This window comes from Fictibacillus phosphorivorans (genome assembly GCF_001629705.1).
GTDB lineage: Bacteria > Bacillota > Bacilli > Bacillales > Fictibacillaceae > Fictibacillus > Fictibacillus phosphorivorans_A.
Window position 1 is genome coordinate 957,109 of the sequence record NZ_CP015378.1, and the last position, 19,656, is coordinate 976,764.

21 protein-coding genes are annotated in these 19,656 nt (G+C 38.2%); 14 read left to right on the forward strand and 7 right to left on the reverse strand.

Translation table 11 applies throughout. From position 1 onward, the window contains the following. Complete coding sequence (locus tag ABE65_RS22300; RefSeq protein WP_269148780.1) at positions 1-132, forward strand: hypothetical protein; 132 nt, start codon at positions 1-3, stop codon at positions 130-132. Positions 133-232: 100 nt separating this feature from the next. Here the strand turns inward: ABE65_RS22300 and ABE65_RS04935 are convergent, their stop codons facing one another. After that, positions 233-2,329: a DNA topoisomerase III gene (locus ABE65_RS04935; RefSeq protein WP_066391980.1), complete on the reverse strand. Its 2,097-nt coding sequence runs from the start codon at positions 2,327-2,329 to the stop codon at positions 233-235. Positions 2,330-2,431: 102 nt separating this feature from the next. Between ABE65_RS04935 and ABE65_RS04940 the strand changes: the two genes are divergently transcribed. The 6 genes from ABE65_RS04940 (at position 2,432) to ABE65_RS04965 (ending at position 7,529) form a co-directional block, all read left to right on the forward strand. Further along, a complete protein-coding gene (locus ABE65_RS04940) occupies positions 2,432-3,337 on the forward strand; it encodes an alpha/beta fold hydrolase (protein ID WP_082861297.1) in 906 nt (301 codons plus the stop codon). A gap of 139 nt (positions 3,338-3,476) precedes the next feature. After that, positions 3,477-4,694 (forward strand): MFS transporter, encoded by a 1,218-nt coding sequence (locus ABE65_RS04945; RefSeq protein ID WP_066391981.1) that lies wholly within the window; start codon positions 3,477-3,479, stop codon positions 4,692-4,694. Between the two features lie 191 nt (positions 4,695-4,885). Further along, positions 4,886-5,431: a bifunctional transcriptional activator/DNA repair enzyme AdaA gene (locus ABE65_RS04950; RefSeq protein WP_082861553.1), complete on the forward strand. Its 546-nt coding sequence runs from the start codon at positions 4,886-4,888 to the stop codon at positions 5,429-5,431. After that, entirely contained in the window at positions 5,428-6,321 is an 894-nt protein-coding gene (locus ABE65_RS04955) for a DNA-3-methyladenine glycosylase family protein (protein ID WP_066391983.1), read from the forward strand. Before ABE65_RS04950 ends, ABE65_RS04955 begins: the two co-directional genes overlap by 4 nt. Further along, complete coding sequence (locus tag ABE65_RS04960; RefSeq protein WP_066391984.1) at positions 6,314-6,793, forward strand: methylated-DNA--[protein]-cysteine S-methyltransferase; 480 nt, start codon at positions 6,314-6,316, stop codon at positions 6,791-6,793. The genes ABE65_RS04955 and ABE65_RS04960 overlap by 8 nt, the downstream gene beginning before the upstream one ends. Positions 6,794-6,995: 202 nt before the next feature. After that, positions 6,996-7,529, forward strand: coding sequence for a hypothetical protein (locus ABE65_RS04965; protein ID WP_066391986.1), 534 nt, complete (start codon positions 6,996-6,998; stop codon positions 7,527-7,529). Positions 7,530-7,629: 100 nt separating this feature from the next. On the opposite strand, the gene ABE65_RS04970 is transcribed toward ABE65_RS04965, so the two are convergent. Beyond that, entirely contained in the window at positions 7,630-8,808 is a 1,179-nt protein-coding gene (locus ABE65_RS04970) for a NupC/NupG family nucleoside CNT transporter (protein ID WP_066391992.1), read from the reverse strand. A 194-nt stretch (positions 8,809-9,002) separates the two neighbouring features. Between ABE65_RS04970 and ABE65_RS04975 the strand changes: the two genes are divergently transcribed. The 4 genes from ABE65_RS04975 to ABE65_RS04990 all read left to right on the forward strand — a co-directional run bounded on the left by ABE65_RS04975 (position 9,003) and on the right by ABE65_RS04990 (position 13,406). After that, positions 9,003-9,560, forward strand: coding sequence for a cysteine hydrolase family protein (locus ABE65_RS04975; protein ID WP_066391994.1), 558 nt, complete (start codon positions 9,003-9,005; stop codon positions 9,558-9,560). A 71-nt stretch (positions 9,561-9,631) separates the two neighbouring features. Then, positions 9,632-10,108, forward strand: coding sequence for a DinB family protein (locus ABE65_RS04980; protein ID WP_330998119.1), 477 nt, complete (start codon positions 9,632-9,634; stop codon positions 10,106-10,108). A gap of 201 nt (positions 10,109-10,309) precedes the next feature. Continuing rightward, positions 10,310-12,625, forward strand: coding sequence for an RNA polymerase recycling motor HelD (helD, locus tag ABE65_RS04985; protein ID WP_066391999.1), 2,316 nt, complete (start codon positions 10,310-10,312; stop codon positions 12,623-12,625). Between the two features lie 334 nt (positions 12,626-12,959). Beyond that, on the forward strand, positions 12,960-13,406 hold the full coding sequence (locus tag ABE65_RS04990) for a DUF4385 domain-containing protein (protein WP_066392001.1): 447 nt from the start codon (positions 12,960-12,962) through the stop codon (positions 13,404-13,406). A 54-nt stretch (positions 13,407-13,460) separates the two neighbouring features. Here the strand turns inward: ABE65_RS04990 and ABE65_RS04995 are convergent, their stop codons facing one another. Together ABE65_RS04995 and ABE65_RS05000 are read right to left on the reverse strand one after the other, a co-directional pair. Next, positions 13,461-13,832: a DUF1428 family protein gene (locus ABE65_RS04995; RefSeq protein WP_066392003.1), complete on the reverse strand. Its 372-nt coding sequence runs from the start codon at positions 13,830-13,832 to the stop codon at positions 13,461-13,463. Next, complete coding sequence (locus ABE65_RS05000) at positions 13,832-14,683, reverse strand: alpha/beta fold hydrolase (RefSeq protein ID WP_066392005.1); 852 nt, start codon at positions 14,681-14,683, stop codon at positions 13,832-13,834. Before ABE65_RS05000 ends, ABE65_RS04995 begins: the two co-directional genes overlap by 1 nt. 181 nt (positions 14,684-14,864) lie before the next feature. On the opposite strand from ABE65_RS05000, the gene ABE65_RS05005 reads away from it, so the two are divergent. From ABE65_RS05005 to hmpA, 3 genes are all read left to right on the forward strand, one after another. Then, on the forward strand, positions 14,865-15,311 hold the full coding sequence (locus tag ABE65_RS05005) for a hypothetical protein (protein WP_082861298.1): 447 nt from the start codon (positions 14,865-14,867) through the stop codon (positions 15,309-15,311). Positions 15,312-15,439: 128 nt separating this feature from the next. Further along, positions 15,440-15,835, forward strand: coding sequence for a hypothetical protein (locus ABE65_RS22020; RefSeq protein ID WP_197480338.1), 396 nt, complete (start codon positions 15,440-15,442; stop codon positions 15,833-15,835). Positions 15,836-15,944: 109 nt separating this feature from the next. Beyond that, the gene (gene hmpA, locus ABE65_RS05015; protein ID WP_066392015.1) at positions 15,945-17,156 is read left to right on the forward strand and encodes an NO-inducible flavohemoprotein; all 1,212 of its coding nucleotides are present in this window, start codon (positions 15,945-15,947) and stop codon (positions 17,154-17,156) included. 38 nt (positions 17,157-17,194) lie between these two features. Here hmpA and ABE65_RS05020 read toward each other — a convergent pair whose 3' ends face one another. The 3 genes from ABE65_RS05020 to ABE65_RS05030 form a co-directional block, all read right to left on the reverse strand. Continuing rightward, positions 17,195-17,524, reverse strand: a complete 330-nt coding sequence (locus ABE65_RS05020; protein ID WP_066392018.1) for a hypothetical protein — start codon at positions 17,522-17,524, stop codon at positions 17,195-17,197. Between the two features lie 116 nt (positions 17,525-17,640). Next, complete coding sequence (locus tag ABE65_RS05025; RefSeq protein ID WP_066392021.1) at positions 17,641-18,669, reverse strand: ABC transporter permease; 1,029 nt, start codon at positions 18,667-18,669, stop codon at positions 17,641-17,643. A gap of 1 nt (position 18,670) precedes the next feature. Continuing rightward, positions 18,671-19,624 (reverse strand): ABC transporter permease subunit, encoded by a 954-nt coding sequence (locus ABE65_RS05030; RefSeq protein ID WP_066392023.1) that lies wholly within the window; start codon positions 19,622-19,624, stop codon positions 18,671-18,673. Between the last annotated feature and the right edge of the window lie 32 nt (positions 19,625-19,656).

The following is a 19,656-nucleotide window of genomic DNA, read 5'->3' on the forward strand; positions in this document are numbered from 1 at the left end:
TTGGGAATTGGACAGATTAATCCTTCAATCGGACAGATAAATGCTCGAATTGGACAGATTAATGGTTCAATTGGACAGATTAACACTGGAATCCGACAGATTCGTTATGCAATCCGACAGATTAACGTTTAAAGCGTACTAACTCATATTCCTATAAATAAAGAGAAAGCTAACTTCATGAGGTCAAAACAGCAATAATTTGCTATTTCGACCTCGGAAGTCAGCTTTTCGTTTATTTTTTATCTTTCATCGCTGCTTTTAATGCATCAGCCAAACTATTACCAAAGCCTTCATCCTCTTTGTTGTTTGCGCTGTATTTTTTGAGCAGCTGGCGTTCTTCACGCTTCGTCACTTTCTTTTTCTTATCCTCAGCTTTTTCCACAACGTTACATGGTTTACACTGAAAATAAGTGCCTGCTTTTCCGTTGTGAAGCTCCATCTTTTTATGACACTGCGGACAGCGGCGGTTCGATAGCTTAGGGTCTTTACGGCGGCGATAGGAACATTCACGATCAGAGCAGACAAGCACTTTTCCGTCACGACCTTTTACTTCTTTTAAAAGTTTTCCGCACTCTGGACACTTGGAACCAGTAAGATTGTGAGCGCGATATTCTTGAGAGCTCGTCTTGATTTCCATTACAAGCTGCTTCGTCTGTTTTCGGATATTTGCTAGAAACTCTTTCGGATTTCCATTACCCCGTGCGATCGCTTCAAGTTCTTGCTCCCATTTAGCCGTGAGTTCAGGTGACTTCAACTCATCGTTCACAAGCTCGATCAACTGCTTTCCTTTCGGCGTAGGGTGAAGCTTGTTATTTTTTCGGTCAAGAACTTCAGAACCTAGCAGTCTTTCGATAATATCAGCACGAGTTGCAGGAGTTCCTAAACTATACTTTTCCATACGAGATAATAGATCTGCCTCTGTAAAACGGGAAGGAGGTTCTGTTAATTTCTTCTCCGCGTTTACCTCTTTTACAGATAACGATTGCCCTTCTTTTAGATTGGCAAGGGCACGCGGGCTTTCTTCTTCCTTACCAGACAGCACTTTAAATCCTGGATCAAGCACTAGCGTTTCACGTGCTATAAATGTTTCACCCGCAACGTTTAATGTAGCGGTCAACGTTTCCGATCGATACGCAGGGTAAAATAGAGCCAAGAAACGGCGCGCGATCATATCATATAATTTGCGTTCATCGTTATCGAGATCTCCTAATTGTAGGTATTCATCAGTTGGAATGATTGCATGATGATCCGTTACTTTTGAGTCATTAAACACTTTTTTAGCTACTACGCTTCCTTTGTTCTTAAGCAGAGGCTGCACTTCTTCACGATATCCAGATGACATACCTTGAAGTCGATCATACATCGTATTTTCCATATCTTTAGTTAAGTAGCGGGAATCTGTTCTTGGATACGTGACGAGCTTATATTGCTCATAAAGCTTCTGAAGAACAGATGATGTTTTTTTAGCAGAAAACCCAAAACGACGGTTTGCATCACGCTGAAGTTCAGTAAGATCGTAAGGCATCGGATGCGCCTCTGTTTTTTCTTTCTTTTGGAGTGAAGCTACTGTTGCCTGTTGCCCTTTTACTTTTGCGACGATATCTGTCGCTTTTTTCTCATTAAACAGACGCTTCTCACCGTTATGTTCCCATGATGCTTTCAACATGCCAATCGTCGCATCAATTGTCCAAAAATCTTTCGGTTGAAAAGCGTTAATCTCTTGCTCGCGATCCAGGATCATTGCAAGTGTTGGCGTCTGAACGCGACCAGCAGATAGCGGATCGTTGTACTTTGTTGTTAACGCTCTTGTAACGTTCAGTCCGATCAACCAGTCTGCCTCAGAACGGCAAACGGCAGATTGATATAGATTGTCATACTGCTTAGCAGGTTTGAGTTGATTGAATCCATCTCGAATCGCTTTGTCTGTTTGGGAAGAAATCCACAAACGTTTGACTGTTTTTTGCCATCTTACTTTCTCCATGATCCAGCGAGCAACAAGTTCACCTTCACGTCCAGCATCTGTTGCAATGACAAGCTCACTGATGTCTTTGCGTTTAGAAAGGTGTTCGATCGCACGAAACTGGTGACTAACTTGTCGGATTACTTTTAGTCCCATATGGTTTGGAATAATCGGAAGGTCCTCTAAACGCCATTGTTTATATTGCTTGTCATAGTCTTCAGGCATCTTTAACTCAACTAAGTGACCGAGTGCCCAAGTAACGATGTGCTTCGGTCCTTCAATATAACTTTTATTCTGTTGCTTACAGCCTAGAACACGGGCAAGATCGCGTGCCACGCTAGGCTTCTCAGCAAGGATTAATTGTTTCATAGTGTACCCCTTTCAAACTTCTACTCATGTCATTATAACAGAGGCTGAAAACAGATACCGCTTGGAATGAAAATGGTATAATTAAGAAAATGAGGTGAAGTTGTGGTTGATTTAATTTCCGTTAATAATCATAAAATAGAAGTGTTCCAAAAGGGTGATAAAGGCAAACCTGTCGTAATTCTACCTGGCATGGGCGTTTCCTTTGATAGCTGGCATGAAGTCTGTCATAGAATAAGTACAACGAACAGAGTAATTATGATTCATCGTCCAGGTATCGGTAATAGTGAGATCGGATATGAAGAACGCCATATCTATCAATTTACAAATGAACTAAACGAACTGTTTCGTAAACTAAAGATCGATGAAAAAATAATCTTAGTTGGCCATTCGTATGGCGGACTGTGTGTTCAGCATTTTGTAAAGAGATTTCCAGAGAAAGTATGCGGCGTGGTGTTAGTTGATGCATCCTCTGTCGATTCTTATAAACTTGATGAGCTTGAATTGTCTTTCTTAGAAGGGCAGACAAACGAGTTATTGATCAAAGAATGGCTAAAAAAAGCAGATCAAGATGCTGAAGCACTTAAGGATGAGTTAAAGCCAGAGTTGACGGATCGACAAAAAAAGTTACCACACGATGCACAACAAAGACTGCTTGAATTTGGTGTGAAACCGGAGTTTTATAGAGCGTTGGCTTCTGAGTTAAAGTGCTGGGATGAAGATGCCAAATCTATAAAGAAATTAGGGACTTTTCGCAATCTGCCACTTACCGTAATCGCTCGTGATCCTTCGTATCAAATGGAGATAGCGAAAGCTCAGAACATTCCACTATGGGAGATGGAAAAGTTTGAATCTGTTTGGCGAGATTTGATTTTAGATCAACTGAATCTATCTACTCAGAGTGAATTCATAGAAGCTAAAGGTGCTGGCCACTCTGTCCATATAGATGCGCCGGATGTAATCTCACTCGCAATAAACAAAATGAACAATCTTCTTCAACCTTCCAAATAAGAATGCATGTATACATACTACAAATGAATATAGAATACTAGAAATTAAACGCGTACACAGGATCAAGTGAGATTGTTCACAGGTAGTCAGGTCCTTGTTTTATTAATGATTTCGGTATGACTGAGGGGAGCAAGGGAACATGTGGAGAAACCGGAATTTTTTAATTTTGATGTTTGGACTGGCTGTGTCCAGCACAGGTCTATGGGTAGGGATTATTGGAAACCTAGAATTTTTGCAGATGAATGTTGAATCCTCTTTTTTGCAGGCTTTAATCATTTTGGCAGGGTTTCTAGTAGGAATCTTTCTTGCGCCGATGGCCGGTCGGATCATTGATCGCAGCAATAAGAAAAAAATATTGATCTATGCAGGGTTTGCTCGATGTGCAGCTATCTTCTTTATGTATTTGGCGATTGCTTATAACAATGTTTGGTGGATGGTCGTTTATACGCTTGTTATCGGGATTTCTGGTACATTTTCTCAGCCTGCTATGCAAACGATGCTGCCGTTGATCGTAAAAAAAGAGGAACTTCTAGATGCTAATGGTGTTAACATGAACATCTTTACTGCATCTCGAATTGTAGGGACTGCACTCGGCGGAGTTATGTTGGTGGGCATGTCGTTATTTTCGTTGTATACGGTCACTCTCGTTTCATATGTAATCCTTCTTATTTCTACCTTCTTTTTAGATGTGGAAGAACAGCCTAAGAAAGCAGACTTATCAGGCAAAAAGGATAATTTTTTCAGAACGCTGAGAGAACTGTATCCCATCATAAAGAACGAACGTAAAGTTGTTTACGGCATCTTTTTATTGATTCCAGCTTATCTTTTTTTATCAGGATTTAACTTAATGGTGATTGAAATTAGTGAGTTACAAGATAATGCAGGAATTAAAGGAATTCTTTATACGACAGAAGGTGTGTGTGTATTTGTTGGAACGTTCTTATCCAAGAAATTCTTTAGAGATAATCCGAAATTAAGCTATATGTTCGCTATTACATTCATTATCGCAGCGGCGCATACATCCTTGTTTTTAGCAGAACATCCAATCATGTCGGTTCTGTCTTTCGGGTTATTTGGTCTAGCGGCTGGAACCCTGTTTCCTGTTGTGACTACCATTTTTCAAACGGATGTACCGTCTGACTATCACGGTAGGTTTTTCTCGATTAAGGGAATGGTCGATAATATAATCTTCCAAATTTTAATGCTATTAACTGGATTGTTCCTTGATACGATCGGATTCCATAAAATGGTCATCGGTTTTGGGATCTCATCATTCGTTATTGCATTTGTCATCTATTATCAATATAAAACAAAGAGTGGGACAAAACAGAAGGATAGACTGGCACCGATTAAATAGATAAAGATAAAAAAGAGTGGCGGTCCGTCACTCTTTTTGTATGCTTTTCATTTAGTTTGTTTAATGTGTAGTGAATAAGACTATAACAGCAAGATTGAGGACGATTTGTTAGTTTAAAATGGTTAAAATGATGGAAAGACGATTTACGGAGGTGTGGGTCAGTGGATACCATACAAATGACGTTTGATGAGATGTGGGATAAGATCATGGAATGTAACAGGTCGTATGATGGACTATTTTACACTGCTGTAAAAACAACAAAGATTTATTGCCGTCCATCTTGTCGTTCACGAAAACCTAAAAAACAAAACGTAGTGTTTTACGACTCCATTTCTCAATGTGAAGAAGCGGGCTATCGAGCATGTAAAAGATGTCAGCCGGAGATCGAACATTGTCCACAAATTAATCTGATACGAAGAGCAACTAGTTATTTAGTAAACAACCATCAAAAAAGAATTCTTCTTCAAGATGTAGCGAAGCACTCTGGAGTAAGCCCATTCTATCTGGAACGATTGTTTAAAGAAGAGATGAATGTTACGCCTCGAGAATTTGTGGAGAATATTCGTATGGATAAAGCGACTTATCTGTTGAGGAATACTTCAAAAACATGCCTAGAGATTTGCTTTGAAGCAGGATTTCGGAGTGCATCTAACTTTTATAAAACGTTTCGCACGTATAAAGATTGTTCGCCAAGTGACTACCGAAAATTAGAGAAAGCCAAAGGAAACGAATCATGAGCAGTACCGAATTAAATGGGATTATAAAAATAGCCGTACCACAGGAATTTTCCTTTAGAGAGTGTTTGGCTTTTCTTAAGAGATCACCACTAGAAATTCTTCATCATATAGATGAGAACAATGTTTACAAGGTTATCGCGGTGAATGATGAACTGATCTTAATGAAGATCAGTTACCAAGATCAAGAGCTCATCATAGAATTTCCTGATCAAGTGCCTTCCAACAAACGAACAATCGTTGAATTTGTTGAGAATTGGCTTGATCTGAATCAAGATCTTTCACTATTTTATCGCGCTGTTTCAAATGATAGCTTACTAAATCCGCTCGTAGAACAATACTATGGACTGCGGATGATTGGTATTCCTGATCTATTTGAAGCGTTGACTTGGGCGATCATGGGACAGCAGATTACTTTAAACTTTGCCTATACATTGAAGAAACGGATAGTTACGAGTTTTGGGGAACAGCTATTGATACAAGACAAGCAATACTGGGCGTACCCTTCTCCTGAGATCATCGCAGATCTTCAGATTGAAGATTTAAGGAAACTACAATTTACAACGCGAAAAGCGGAATATGTGATAGGTGTGGCAAGAGAAATAGTCGAGGGTCGGCTTTCAAAAGATATCTTAAGACATGCTGAAAATCCTGCTCAACAACTTATTTCACTTAGAGGAATTGGACCGTGGACAGCAGATTATGTGTTGATGAAATGTTTACTAAAGACAGATGCTTTCCCAGTTGCTGACGTAGGGCTTCAGAATGCTGTCATGAAACAGTTGCAATGGAAGCAAAAGCCGACAATAAATGAATTAAGAATATTAGCGAAAAACTGGAGTGGTTGGGAAGCATATGCCACCTTTTATTTGTGGAGGTCATTGTATGAATAAGCACTATAAAGTCGAGCTAGAATCACCCATAGGAGTAATAGAGATTTTAGGGACGAAAACCGTTGTTCAATCTATCCTTTTCGTGGACAGAGAGAAAAAGGGTGACGATCAAGCTGATATTCCTTCTATACTTCTAGATTGTCGCGACCAACTGTTAGAATACTTTAACGGTAAACGTGAAACTTTTACGTTTCCTTATGAACATAGCGGTACTCCTTTTCAACACACGGTATGGAATTCACTAGTTGATATTCCGTTCGCTGAAACCGCCTCTTACAGAGATATCGCCATCTCTCTTCAAAATGAAAATGCGGTTCGGGCGGTGGGTAATGCGAATGGGAAGAATAAGTTAAGTATTGTAGTTCCTTGTCATCGAATTATAGGTTCAAGTGGGAAACTCACGGGATATGCTGGCGGTTTATGGCGAAAAGAATGGTTATTACAACACGAAAAAAGGTTTAGGAAAACATAATTAGTATAGAAATATAACTTTTATATTAAAATTTTTAGAACTTAATATGATTGAATAGTTAGATAATTCAATCATATTAAGGCTTCAAGATTATTTTTATCTTTTTATAAGAAAACGGATACAATTTAATTTACAATAGTAAGAAAAAGTATTAAAATGAGAAAGTTCCAAAAAATAGAAAAATATATAGGGGGCTTTTTTCATGAAGAAGTTTTTAGCGGTAACAGCAGCTGCTGTTCTTGCGCTTAGCGTAGGTTGCAGCAAGGAAGAAGAAAAACCGAAAGAAGAGGCTAAACCAGCGGCTGCAGAAAAGAAAGAAGATGGAAATGCGGAAAAAATCACACTTCTTAATTTTGAAGGTGAGCTTGTAAACCAACTTCGTGGCTATCATGCACCATTCAACGCATATGCTGGAGGTCTTGAAAAAGAAGGAGAAGAAGCTCTTCCACAAGCAGAGCTTGATCAATTAAAAGCAGATGCTAAAGCAAGTGGCGAAAAAGCAGTTGCAGAGATTCCTTCTATTGAAGTACCATCAGATCTAACAAAAGAACACCAAGAAGCTGTTAAAGCATCTCTTGAAGAACTTAAAAAGTCTTATGAAGCTCGTGTAGCTGGCTTAGAAGATGAAGCAAAAGCAACTGAAGCTGATGAGTTGTTTGCAGCATTTGAAGAAAAGTTAAATACAGTACATGAAGATCTAAAAATGATTCCAGGAAAATTCGCGAGTGAACTTTAAGAATTAATGAGCTGCTGTCCCTAAAAGACAGCAGCTTTTTTATGAATTCTTTTATGTTTAAAATAAAAAACAAGAAGCCGAAGCTTCTTGTTTTTTTAGTCTATAGAAACAGACCCGCAATTGCAGCAGATAAGATGCTTACTAATGTAGCACCATATAAGAGCTTCAATCCGAAGCGAGCAACCGTATTTCCTTGTTCTTCATGTAAACCTTTTACAGCACCAGTAATAATGCCGATAGAAGAGAAGTTTGCGAATGAAACAAGGAAAACAGAGACGATCCCGACTGTTCGATCAGACATGTCTTTCGCGTATTTTGCTAGATCGATCATAGCTACAAATTCATTCGAAACAAGTTTAGTTGCCATGATTGTACCTGCTGATACTGCCTCTGCCCATGGGATACCAACTAAGAATGCTACTGGAGCAAAGACATATCCAAGCATCGTTTGGAATGTGATTCCGAAGACCATGTCGAACACATCGTTGATTAACGCGATTAATGCTACGAATCCAAGAAGCATAGCACCGACGATTACAGCTACTTTAAAGCCGTCCATGATGTACTCACCAAGCATCTCGAAAAAGGTTTGCTTTTCTTCTTCAATTTCGATAATGTCATCATCTTCCGTAACTTCATAAGGATTAATGATGTTCGCGATGATGAAACCACCGAATAAGTTGAGCACGAGTGCAGTAACCACGTACTTTGGATCGATCATAGCCATGTAAGCTCCAAGAATTGAAGCCGATACAGTAGACATGGCAGATGTACAAAGTGTATATAAGCGATGCTTTGGTAGGTGACCTAATAGTTTTTTAACAGAGATAAATACCTCTGATTGTCCAAAAACAGCAGAAGCAACAGCGTTATAAGACTCAAGTCTTCCTAAGCCGTTCACCTTACTTAACGCAAAACCAATCCATTTAATGATAAATGGAAGGATTCTAAAATGCTGCGCGATCCCAATTAATACTGAAATAAAAACGATCGGTAATAAAACATTTAAGAAAAATGGCATTGCAGCTTCGTTTGCTAAGCCACCGAACACGAATTCAACCCCAGCAGCTGCGTAACTTAATAGCTTTTCAAACAGTTTAGAGATACCTTTTATAATAATAAGGCCGACGCCTGTATTTAATAGAAAGTATGTAAGGATAAGCTGTAATCCAAGCATAACTAGGATTGGCTTGTATTTGATCTTCTTGCGATCATTACTGACTAGAAAGGCTAACAAGAAAACCGCTGCTACTCCAGCCAGAAAGATGATGTACTTCATTTAACTTTTCCTCCTAAAATAACTTACTTATCGAACCTTACTATTATTAGATAATTACCTGTTTTCCGCAACCTCAAAAAATTCCTGCTTTGTTAGTATTAACCAATTTGTTGATTTAATATTTGAGTTACAAGGTTTTTAATACTTTTAGGAGAAGTATTAATGTGATTAATTGAAAAAAGGGAGCGGGTAACTTGAAACAAGCACTACTTGTAATTGATGCACAACGAGAACTGATGGACGGAAATGAAAAAGAACAAGGAGTTTATAGTAAAGAAGGACTGCTTCAAAACATTAATAAAGTAATTGAAAAAGCAAAGCAAGCAGAAGCTTCCATTGCATTTGTTAGAGATCTAGATGTTTCTGAAGGAAAGGGAGCAGGCTTTGAGGTTCATCCTGCAATACATGTACCGAAAGAGGCTAGAGTGTTTGATAAGAAAGCAACGAATGCCTTTTATGATACATCTTTGTTAAGCTATCTAGAAGAGGAGAAAATCGATCATCTTGTTCTAATGGGGTGCAAGACAGAGCATTGCATCGATACCGCTGTTCGGTTTGCGACTGTATCAGGATTTGATGTTACACTTGTTGAAGATGGTCACTCCACTTCAGATACTGAAGTGTTAAAAGCTGAACAAATCATTAGCCATCACAATAAAATTTTGCACGGCCATTATAACGTCGATCATTTTTCAGTTGTACGTAAGACGGACGAAGATCTATTCAATCCCATTCACAATCAATACAGATAATGCAAAACGTTTGTCTTCAAGTGATTAAATACGTACGATAAAAGGTGAGTGAAGAAATTCTAAGGAGGATTATGATGAGTCAACTGACCATTCAAAATTTTGAACTAGCACGAAGCATCTTCCTGAAACAAGTAGATGGAATAGATGATATGGAAGCGGATATTCAACCAGATGGGTTTAATAATAACATTCGCTGGCATATAGGACATGTTCTCACGACTGCAGAGTATTTTATGTTTGGATTTCCCGAACATTCTTCAAACCTACCTAAGCAATATGTAGAGTTATTTAATAAAGGAACCAGCCCTGCTGATTGGAAAGGTGAAGTACCCACTCTAAAGGAACTCAAACAGCAGCTAGAAGAACAGTTGGTACGAGTACAAGAGATATCACCAGAACGATTAAATGAAAAGTTGGAGAAACCTTTATTCAATCTGACTACATTCGGTGAGCTCGTGAATTTCACTGTCTTTCATGAAACCTATCACTTAGGTCAAATGCATTCGATTAAAAGAGTCGTAGAAAACCAAACGGCTAAACAAGCATAGTTTTTTAAAACAAAAAAACAGTGAATACCTAAAAAGGTTTTCACTGTTTTTGTATATACTTTATGGTAAGAAATATGCTATTATAGAAAAGACGCACTACGTTAATATTTTTATGTATATTTGTTCCTAATTTTATTATACGATAAAACAGGAATGTGTGTCAACGATTAACTAATAAATTTTTTTGTAGGGGGAAATCGGATGACAACATGGAATCAGGAACAACAGAAAGAACAAAAGCGTGTAGATCAAGTCATTCATAAACTTGCTGATGAAACAGATAAACTTCTAGAACATTTAGGGGGAAAGAAGGCTGATGTTGTTCAAATCAGAAAGAATTTTTGGTCTGATGTAACAGTGAACCTTGAAGATGCAGACGATGCAATTGAAACCGCAGCAAGTATCAAACAGCAATCAGAGCTATTATCCGAGATTGAACGAAGTCATACTTCTGCAGAAACTCGCCTTAAAACCTATGAGAAGTTGAAAAGCTCCCCTTACTTTGGACGAATTGATTTTAAAGAAGACGGTGAAAAGAGCGCTGAACAAGTCTATATCGGTATAGCCTCTTATTATGATGAACCTAGTAGTACGTTTCTCGTTCATGATTGGCGTGCTCCGATTTCAAGTCTGTACTATGATCATTCTCTAGGCGAAGCTGATTATCGTGCACCAAGTGGTAACATTGAAGGACAGCTCGAACTAAAAAGACAATTTATGATAAAGAATGCTAATATAACGGGAATGTTTGATACGGGAGAAGCGATCGGAGACGATTTATTACAGCACGTATTAGGTAACCAAGCGAATACACAGATGAAAAGTATTGTGGCCACCATCCAAAAAGAACAAAATGCCATCATACGTAATACAACGAGTGATCTACTCGTTGTTCAAGGTGCAGCTGGATGTGGAAAGACGTCAGCAGCTCTTCAACGTGTGGCTTTTCTATTATACCGAGATCGAGAGACCATTCAGTCACACCATGTTGTATTATTTTCACCAAACAATATGTTTAATAGCTATGTAGCCAACGTGTTGCCGGAACTTGGTGAAGAAAATATGGAACAAACGACGTTTCAAGCTTATGTGGATCATCACTTAGGAAGAGATTACTCGATAGAGACACCTTTTGAGCAGATGGAGGAACTTTTATCTGAAAAAGGAGATTCAAAGCGTGTTGAAGCGATAAAGTTTAAAGCATCAGTAGAATTTTTAGAAGCCATCCATCGCTATGCTGAAACGTTAAGTAAATCGGGCATACCGTTTTTAAATGTGAAGTTTCGAGACCGTATCGTAATTCGCTCTAAACAGATCAGTGAATACTTTTATTCTCTCGATCAAAAAGAAACCGTTCCATATCGAATGAAAAAGACGGTGGCTTGGATCTTAGAAGAGCTAAAGAAAATAGAACGAAGAGAACGTAAGAAACCATGGGTTGAAAAAGAGATACAGCTTCTTGATCGAAATGTATACACAAGGTTGTATGAGAAGTTAGAGGAACGCAATAAATATGGAGCTGACTCGTTCAACGATCTATCGAGTGAACAAAAAGTACTATCGGCTTATGTGACGCGGATTGCCTTTAAGTCATTAAGAGAAAGCATTGAACAGTTTTCGTTCTTAGATGTGAAAAGCTTATATGCTAAGCTGTTTCAGAAAAACAAACGATTGATCGAGGACGTGAATACGTGGAATGAGATCTGCAATCAAACGTTGTTTAATCTCAAACAAAACCATCTGGCAAATGAAGATGCAACTCCGCTTTTGTATGTGAAAGAACTATTAGTAGGTTTTCAATCGAACGCTGCCGTTCGTCATGTTTTTATTGACGAAGCACAAGATTTTTCACCGTTTCAGTTTGCATTTATTCAGCGTGTCTTTCCAAGAGCAAACCTAACGATACTAGGTGACTTAAATCAATCGATTTACGCACATGCGTCTGGTGAAACGTTCAGTATGCTAAAAAACTTATTAAACAAGAAGAATCCTGAAACGATTACACTAAAGAGAAGTTATCGCTCTACAAAAGAAATCGTAGAGTTTACGAGAAGTCTTTTAAAGGACGGAAACGAGATTATTCCGTTCAATCGTTCTGGAGATAAACCTGTTATAGCAGCGGTAGAGCGTGAGGAGGATCATCTGAACGAGGTTAAGGACCTTGTTGGGAATTGGTTGGATAAAGGACATGAAACAATAGCGGTGATCTGCCGTTCGGCAAAAGAGAGCAAAGACGTTTATGAGAAACTGAAAGATAATCTAGATGTGAGACTCATGATCGATGAGGATGCTTCTTTCCAAAAAGGCGTAATCGTTATCCCGTCCTACTTAGCCAAGGGAATTGAATTTGACGCAGTAGCCATTTTTGATGCATCAGGCTACCAACTTGAACGAGAACGTAAATTGTTTTATACAGTTTGTACTCGAGCGATGCATGAGTTAACCGTTTTTTACACAGGAAAACCTTGCCCATTTATAGAAGGAGCCTCCGAGAATTTGTATGAGGTTGTTCAGTAAAAAGTGATGATCCGTTGTTTCTTTAAGAAGCAGCGGATTTTTTTCTCTCATAAAACCTGTTACTTTTTGTTGTTATCTTAATATGTTGCTATTGATCCATTCCTTTCTTCTTTGCAAGTTGGTTGTAGCGGAAGGTTGCCGACTCCTACGGGACGAGCGGTCAGGTGAGACTCCTAATGGCGCGAAGTGGCAGGAGGCTCACCGTTCGCCCCGTGGAAAGCGAGCAATCTGCAGCGGAAACCAACTACTTTCAAAAGCAACAATGAATACGAAAACACTCTTTATTTTTGATTTCTTTCTTTTAGGGTAACGATAACAAAAAGGAGGAAAAGAAATGGCATTTGATTACGATCTTGATTTTGATAATATTGACTTTCGAAAACATCCTGAAAAATATCGTGTAGGACGTGGTGAGCAAGGAGTACTTTTAGTGGAACCTTATAAAAGTGAGATCTTGCCGCACTGGCGTTTTAAGACGCCAGAAGAAGCTGAAAAGTCTTCAAAGAAAATCTATGAACAATTTCTTGATTATAAGAAAAATAATGACTTTGTTGGAGCAGATATGGCTAGAAAGTTTCTTCAGATGGGATATACACGTGCTAGACGGTACACGAACTATAAAGGTGGGAGAAAATACAATGATGACGGCGAGATCAATAAGCGGAAAATTGATCCTGTAAAAGCAAAGTCAGCCGCGATCTTTGAGGAAAAGTGGAAATTAGCTCGTACGGATGAAGAATATTTGAAGATGAAAAAAGCACATCAAAAGGAATTTGGATAATGCATCCCCTAATAGTAGGAGATGCATTTTTTATATATTTCGGGATTCGTTAAATTAAACGGTTACTTTATGCTCAGAAACAAACTCTCCGAAAACTAACTTCTCAAGAGGTGCGATATGTGTTACGAATTCCTCTAAACGTTCCTTCATCTCTGGGTCTTGGTCGAAGTCTTCCATCGTCATGCGAGCGTGTTCTTCAGATTGAAAACGGAGAAGGCCGATCCAAAGTTCTTCTCCTTCTTCAACTTGAAGTTTTTGAGAGATAGAAGAGAACCCATAGTTTTTTGGTGATGTGGATAATTTGAAAATCTGTTCAGTAACACCCCCGTATTCTTGAAATTTTTTATTCGATCTCGACGATATCTCAAGAAATTTTTCTTTCACTTCAGGTTTTAATTTATAAAAATATACGAGTAGGTATGCCATTATTTAACCTCCGATTTTTTTAGCCATTTTGATAAAACCAAATCCACCACAACGTTGGGATTGTCCCAGTGCAACAAGTGTGTAGTGTTTGGCACTACTTTAAGTTTTCCCTTTGCTTTAACTCTAAATGTTTCAGCAGTTTGCCATCTTTTTTCGGACAAACGTTCAGGTAAGGTAGCAACAAGCAATGTAATATCTGGTGGAAGAAGGTGATAGATATCTTCTGTTTCGTTCAGGTGCATTCCACGAATGATATGTCGAGCGGTTTCACCTTTAGCATGCCATCGAACTTTGCCTTCTCTTTCTACTCCAAGATCCTTAACAGCGATATCTTTTAACGGTGACCACATCAAATAGTTTTCTTTTTCTGCTAGAAAAAAGTCATTCCAAGAATCAAAAGCATACTCATCAAAATCTTTTTCATAATGGTCCATCTCTTCTTCTAAAGAGGAAGACCAGATACGCTTTGTTTGATAGCCGCCATCGATTAAAATCGTATCCAAAATATGTTCAGGATACCGAACCAAATAGTGAAGAGCTAAAAAGCTGCCCCATGAGTGAGTTAGAAAGTAGAAATCGCTTACATTTAAGTGCTTCAACAAACCATTAAGCCAATCAACAAGTCTAGGCATCTCATAATCTATGGATGTATCAAAGGGCTCAGACTTCCCGTGTCCTGGAGCATCGAACGCGATGATATGAAAATTCTTCTGTAACTTCTCCGCAACTTCTAGAAAGCTAAGGCTCGTACTTCCTAATCCGTGTAAGCAAACAATGGTAGGATTGTAACCTTCACCCCATTCTGTAAGTTGTACGTTTTTTTCTTTATAGGTGATCATTGACCTTCTCATCGCTTTGCCAACTCCTGATAACTCAATTGTGTTCTCTTTTTATTCACTTAGTGAAGTTTTGTATCTTTCAATAGTATCATATTATTATAAAATCGTTTGAATAGTTTGAAAAGAACACAACGAAAACAAACCATAAAATGGTAATATGGTAGTGGATGGAATAAAAAAGGGGGAGTGTCAATTGGATAGCAATCAATATGTTAAACGAAGTTCTTTTCTGTTGCTTTCTATATTTCCTGTTTTAATGGTGGGTTATTATTTTGCTGTAAATCATGAAAATTTGTTCTTTCTCTACGAGTGGATGTTAATTGTGGTTGTACTTGGAGCGGGTTTAATGTCTTTAATCGGTGCTATTAAAACAAAAGAAAAAGAAAAGTGGGTCTTACTTTCCATAATAGCGTTCTGTGTTCAGTTTGCAGTTCTGGCTACATTTTTAGGACCATTAACGTTTTATCCTATGTTTTTTTTGTACTACACAGCAACAATACTAGCGATGACTGTTTTTGGAATCACACTTTCTAAAGTGGATAACTATCGATACATTTCAGTTATCTTTATGATCATTTCTGTGCTGCTTACCGTATACATGATTATTTTACAATCATTATGGGGGCAAGATCTAACGTAATGAAAGTGGGGTATGGAATGTTGCTGAACGTTAGGAGAATACCGTTTATTTTGGTTTGTCTTATTTTCTTATTAACAGTGGGGTGTACTTCTTTCGATTCCTCAAATGAAATAAAAGTGACTGCTGAAATGAATGAAATGATATCGGAATACATCATCCAACATTATGAAGGAGTATATCCTGAAACGGATAAAAAGTTTGAAGTCCATAAGGTCTATGGAGCGAAAGAAATGGGAGGAGAGACATCGGTCTATCTGTATTCCTTGTTTTTGGGCTTTAACAAAAAAACAAAAGCGGAAGGGCAGTCCGGTCATTCTGTTCCTGCCGTGATCAAACTCAAGAGTTCAGATGACAAGTATGTGGTCTCCTATTATAAGGAACCGAGTGATGGTGCAGACTTTAAACGGTCATTATATAAAATTTTCCCAAGAAAATACGCAGGAAAAGCATTAGAAGATACGAAGAATTCTGCTGGTCTTCATAAAGAAATGAAAAGAAAAGCAGAAATGTGGCTAAGAAAATAGCACTATTTATGTTCACAAAACGTCCTAAGGAAAAGTGATTCAAATCACACATTCTCTTTTAGCATTCTTTTACGATAGAGTTGTAAGAAGAATATAAGGGGGAATTGACATGTTACAACAAAGAACCATTGAAGTTATTAAGTCAACCGTACCTGTTTTGCAAGTACACGGAGAAGCGATTACTTCCCGTTTTTATGAAATGCTGTTTCAGAAATATCCAGAACTTTTGAATATCTTTAACCATGCCAATCAAAAAAAAGGACGCCAACAAGCTGCATTAGCTAACGCTGTTTACGCAGCAGCAGCAAATATCGATAAGCTTGAGTCCATTATTCCAGTCGTAAAAGGGATCGCACATAAACATAGAAGTCTTGGCGTAAAGCCAGAGCATTATCCTGTGGTCGGTGAAAATCTTCTTCTAGCTATTAAAGACGTGCTTGGTGATGCTGCTACTGATGAAATTATTAACGCTTGGGCAGAAGCATACGGAGTAATCGCGGATGTTTTTATTGGTATTGAACGTACCATGTATGAAAATGCAGGTTGGGAAGATTTTAAACCGTTTGTCGTTACTCGTAAAGTAATCGAAAGTTCAGTAATCACATCTTTCTATTTAGAACCGCAAGATAAAATGCCACTTCCGAAGTATAAGCCCGGCCAATATGTAAGTGTTAAGATGGATATAGAAGGTCAGGAAAACACGCATATCCGACAATATAGCTTGTCTGATGCCCCAGGAAAACGTAGCTATCGCATCTCAGTAAAGAAAGAAAGCGGTAGGGATACAGTAGACGGGATGGTTTCCGTTTATTTGCATGAAAGCGTAAAAGAAGGAGATATCCTTCACTTAAGTGCTCCTGCAGGTGATTTTTATTTAACTACTGATAGTGAAAAGCACGTTGTCCTTATGAGTGGTGGTGTGGGGCTTACTCCATTGGTAAGTATGCTGAAAACTGTAGCAAGTGAACAGCCAGAACGAGAGGTTACATTTATACATGCTGCGATCAATGGCCAAACACACGCTTTAAAGAATGAAGTTTTGGAGATTGCAGAAGCTTCTGATCATATTACTACACATTTTGTGTATGAAAGTCCGTTAGATGAAGATCATGGATACTCAAAGACTGGTTACATGGATCAGGCGTGGTTAAAGGATATTTTACCTTTAAAAGATGATGCAGAATATTATTTCTGTGGTCCGATTCCATTTATGAAGGCGATCTATACTGCTCTTCAAGAGTTGAATGTACCAAAAGAGAACATTCATTTTGAGTTCTTTGGCCCAGCCTCTGATCTTGAAAAGGAAAGGATCAAGTCATAAAGAAGCAAAACACCTTCCTGAACGCGGAAGGTGTTTTGCTATCTACCGTATTGATAGTGAAAACGTTGTATCATTGATTTACGTTTAACTAAGAGGAGAACGAACAAAGCCACTAGACTTATTGAAATGATCCATGCTCCTAAGTAGATACCACCAATCGTAAATGCTCTAGAGATCCTTACAGAAAAAAAGATCCACCCCACAATCCCGACTGAGCCTATACATAAGTTAAGCATCAAGCTGACAAAGAAATGGGGAAGCACCATACCCGTATGTGATACTGTGAATTTCGCGTATTTATAGCTGATCGGTAACCCGAGTAGAAGAAACAAGGTATAAAAAATCACATTAAGATCTGCTTCACTCAAAGCGTTCACTCCTTTTAATAAAGTAATACTCCTATATTCAAAAGAAACAAAAAACATACCAAATGATAAAAGACTCGATAAGGTAAATCTTTGCCTCATCGAGTCTTTCTTATTCATTAATTGTCAGTTCCAGTTTTCATAATTCTGTCAAATTGTTCTTGAGACAGTGTTTTAACTTGCACAGGAGTTTTTACCTTTCTTACTTTTCGTGTTCTCCTTGTGTAAGAGCTTTTTGCAAGGTACTGGCGTTTCATCGCTTCAACCATAAAATTTAAGGCGAGAATGGTAATTGCAAATCCAGCGAGTGGAGCAAATACAATCCAGCGATCACCACGAATTTGGAAGTAGTTGGCTCCGATCATGCTCGACCATTCGTTGATCATGGCAACCGGCACCGTATTATTTTCAAGTGGGTCGAGTGTAATAAAATCAGTTCCACCGATAAATACTTGTAAAATTCCAAGATGAGCCCCAAGTAAAAGGGTGGCGATCAGCTGTTGGCTATACAAAATACTCAAATGCGGTCTAAGGTGTGGCATGACGTGTTTACGTAAAGTGTGTAATCTGCTACCGCCTAGAACTTTTACAGAAGAAATAAACTCATTTTCTAAAAACTTAGAAGTTTCACTAGCCACTGTCACCATAATAGGAGGAACAGCGATAATAACTAAGAGTATGACAGCGAATATCGTCTGAATATCACGTGGTAGAGACCATGTGAATATCTGAAGCACAGGGTATAAAAGCAAGTAAGCAATTATAGTAGCTGGAGCATAGTAAAACGATTCAAAGAGCTTACTTAGCGTATTTAAAATGAATTTGGGCAGCTGACTGATGATCAGGCCAAGTAAAGTTCCGAAGAACAGCCTAGCAAAAGCAATAAAAAATGCAACGCCAAGTGTATATTTTGCGCCATCAATCACCTTGTGTAAGATACTAACACCAAAACGATCAGTTCCAAACGGCATGTCTTTAAAAGGTGCAATAGGTGCTCCGTCTATAGCATTTTTATTTTCATCGTATCTAATCTGCATAACGGGCTGTTTATCATTCGGTACGAAATGAGAATAAATGATACTCCCGAAAAAGAGGGAAACAATGATTAAAAATCCTGAGAGAAAGAGCGGACTTTTCCAAACTGTCATTTTAAGCCACCTCTTCTTCAGTGCGTCCTAATTTATGAGAAAGAATGTAAGAGACGACTGTAAATAATAAATAAAATGGTACAAACATTAAGAGAATACTAACTGTAATTACTTCTGGCGTAGTTGGCCCGTTATCAAGCATGAAGTCTGTAATACCTGGTATGGCCATAACCGTTTCCACCATAAATAATGTGGAAATCAGCAACCAATACACGGTCTTTGAATAATAAAAAAGGCTGAACAATGAATTTCTGAGCATGTGAACATAGAGTATAATGGCATACCTTAGCCCTTTTGCTCGTGCAAACTCAACATATGTCTTAGAATCTTCATCATCTAATAAGAATAATAGTGTCCTAGTTAAAAACAGAGTAGGTATGATGGCCAGGCATAAAATCGGGATAAAATAGGTAGGATTCTGGTCACTATGTGCAATTGGGAATAAAAGAGTCCCAGTATTCCGGAAGTATAGAATCATACTATATTGGATCATCACGACTATGAAAATATCTGGCAGCGACTCTAGTGAAAAGAATACAAAACGAACGGCCTTTTGTATTTTGTCTGGCAAAATCTTTACGATTAACGCAAGTACTAGCGATGTTGTTATAGCTAATAAAAACGCGCCAATCACTAGTTTTACCGAATAATAAAATGGGGTTAATATGGTCGGGAACAGAAGTTTAATCTGTTGATATTCATAATATTCTACATTTGAAAAGGTGATGAGTCTCAGCATTAACGAACCAATATTATCTAGATAGTTACTAAAGAATAGACCTAAATCTTGATTTAAAAATAATGCATTCTTTATAGCTCCGGACTCCAATAAGCGTGCTACAGCTTCGATCCCTTGAACATTGCTGAAGAAAAGGTAAGGAAGTGCACCAATGAAAAAAACACCCACGATCGGCATTAAAAAATAAACAATGCGCCGAAGGACAAGTAAATACATAAAATTTTCCCCCTAAATCTCTCTATCTCTTT

What these genes read in the sequence shown, in the direction of transcription:
- ABE65_RS05000 (WP_066392005.1), bottom strand. Translation starts at nt 14,683, where the DNA reads ATGAGAAGGTCAATGATCACCTATAAAGAAAAAAACGTACAACTTACA.
- hmpA (WP_066392015.1), top strand. Translation starts at nt 15,945, where the DNA reads ATGTTACAACAAAGAACCATTGAAGTTATTAAGTCAACCGTACCTGTT.
- ABE65_RS04990 (WP_066392001.1), top strand. Translation starts at nt 12,960, where the DNA reads ATGGCATTTGATTACGATCTTGATTTTGATAATATTGACTTTCGAAAA.
- ABE65_RS04980 (WP_330998119.1), top strand. Translation starts at nt 9,632, where the DNA reads ATGATGAGTCAACTGACCATTCAAAATTTTGAACTAGCACGAAGCATC.
- ABE65_RS04965 (WP_066391986.1), top strand. Translation starts at nt 6,996, where the DNA reads ATGAAGAAGTTTTTAGCGGTAACAGCAGCTGCTGTTCTTGCGCTTAGC.
- ABE65_RS04970 (WP_066391992.1), bottom strand. Translation starts at nt 8,808, where the DNA reads ATGAAGTACATCATCTTTCTGGCTGGAGTAGCAGCGGTTTTCTTGTTA.
- ABE65_RS04960 (WP_066391984.1), top strand. Translation starts at nt 6,314, where the DNA reads ATGAATAAGCACTATAAAGTCGAGCTAGAATCACCCATAGGAGTAATA.
- ABE65_RS04935 (WP_066391980.1), bottom strand. Translation starts at nt 2,329, where the DNA reads ATGAAACAATTAATCCTTGCTGAGAAGCCTAGCGTGGCACGCGATCTT.
- helD (WP_066391999.1), top strand. Translation starts at nt 10,310, where the DNA reads ATGACAACATGGAATCAGGAACAACAGAAAGAACAAAAGCGTGTAGAT.
- ABE65_RS04955 (WP_066391983.1), top strand. Translation starts at nt 5,428, where the DNA reads ATGAGCAGTACCGAATTAAATGGGATTATAAAAATAGCCGTACCACAG.
- ABE65_RS05025 (WP_066392021.1), bottom strand. Translation starts at nt 18,669, where the DNA reads ATGACAGTTTGGAAAAGTCCGCTCTTTCTCTCAGGATTTTTAATCATT.
- ABE65_RS22020 (WP_197480338.1), top strand. Translation starts at nt 15,440, where the DNA reads ATGAATGAAATGATATCGGAATACATCATCCAACATTATGAAGGAGTA.
- ABE65_RS04945 (WP_066391981.1), top strand. Translation starts at nt 3,477, where the DNA reads ATGTGGAGAAACCGGAATTTTTTAATTTTGATGTTTGGACTGGCTGTG.
- ABE65_RS04950 (WP_082861553.1), top strand. Translation starts at nt 4,886, where the DNA reads ATGTGGGATAAGATCATGGAATGTAACAGGTCGTATGATGGACTATTT.
- ABE65_RS04995 (WP_066392003.1), bottom strand. Translation starts at nt 13,832, where the DNA reads ATGGCATACCTACTCGTATATTTTTATAAATTAAAACCTGAAGTGAAA.
- ABE65_RS05030 (WP_066392023.1), bottom strand. Translation starts at nt 19,624, where the DNA reads ATGTATTTACTTGTCCTTCGGCGCATTGTTTATTTTTTAATGCCGATC.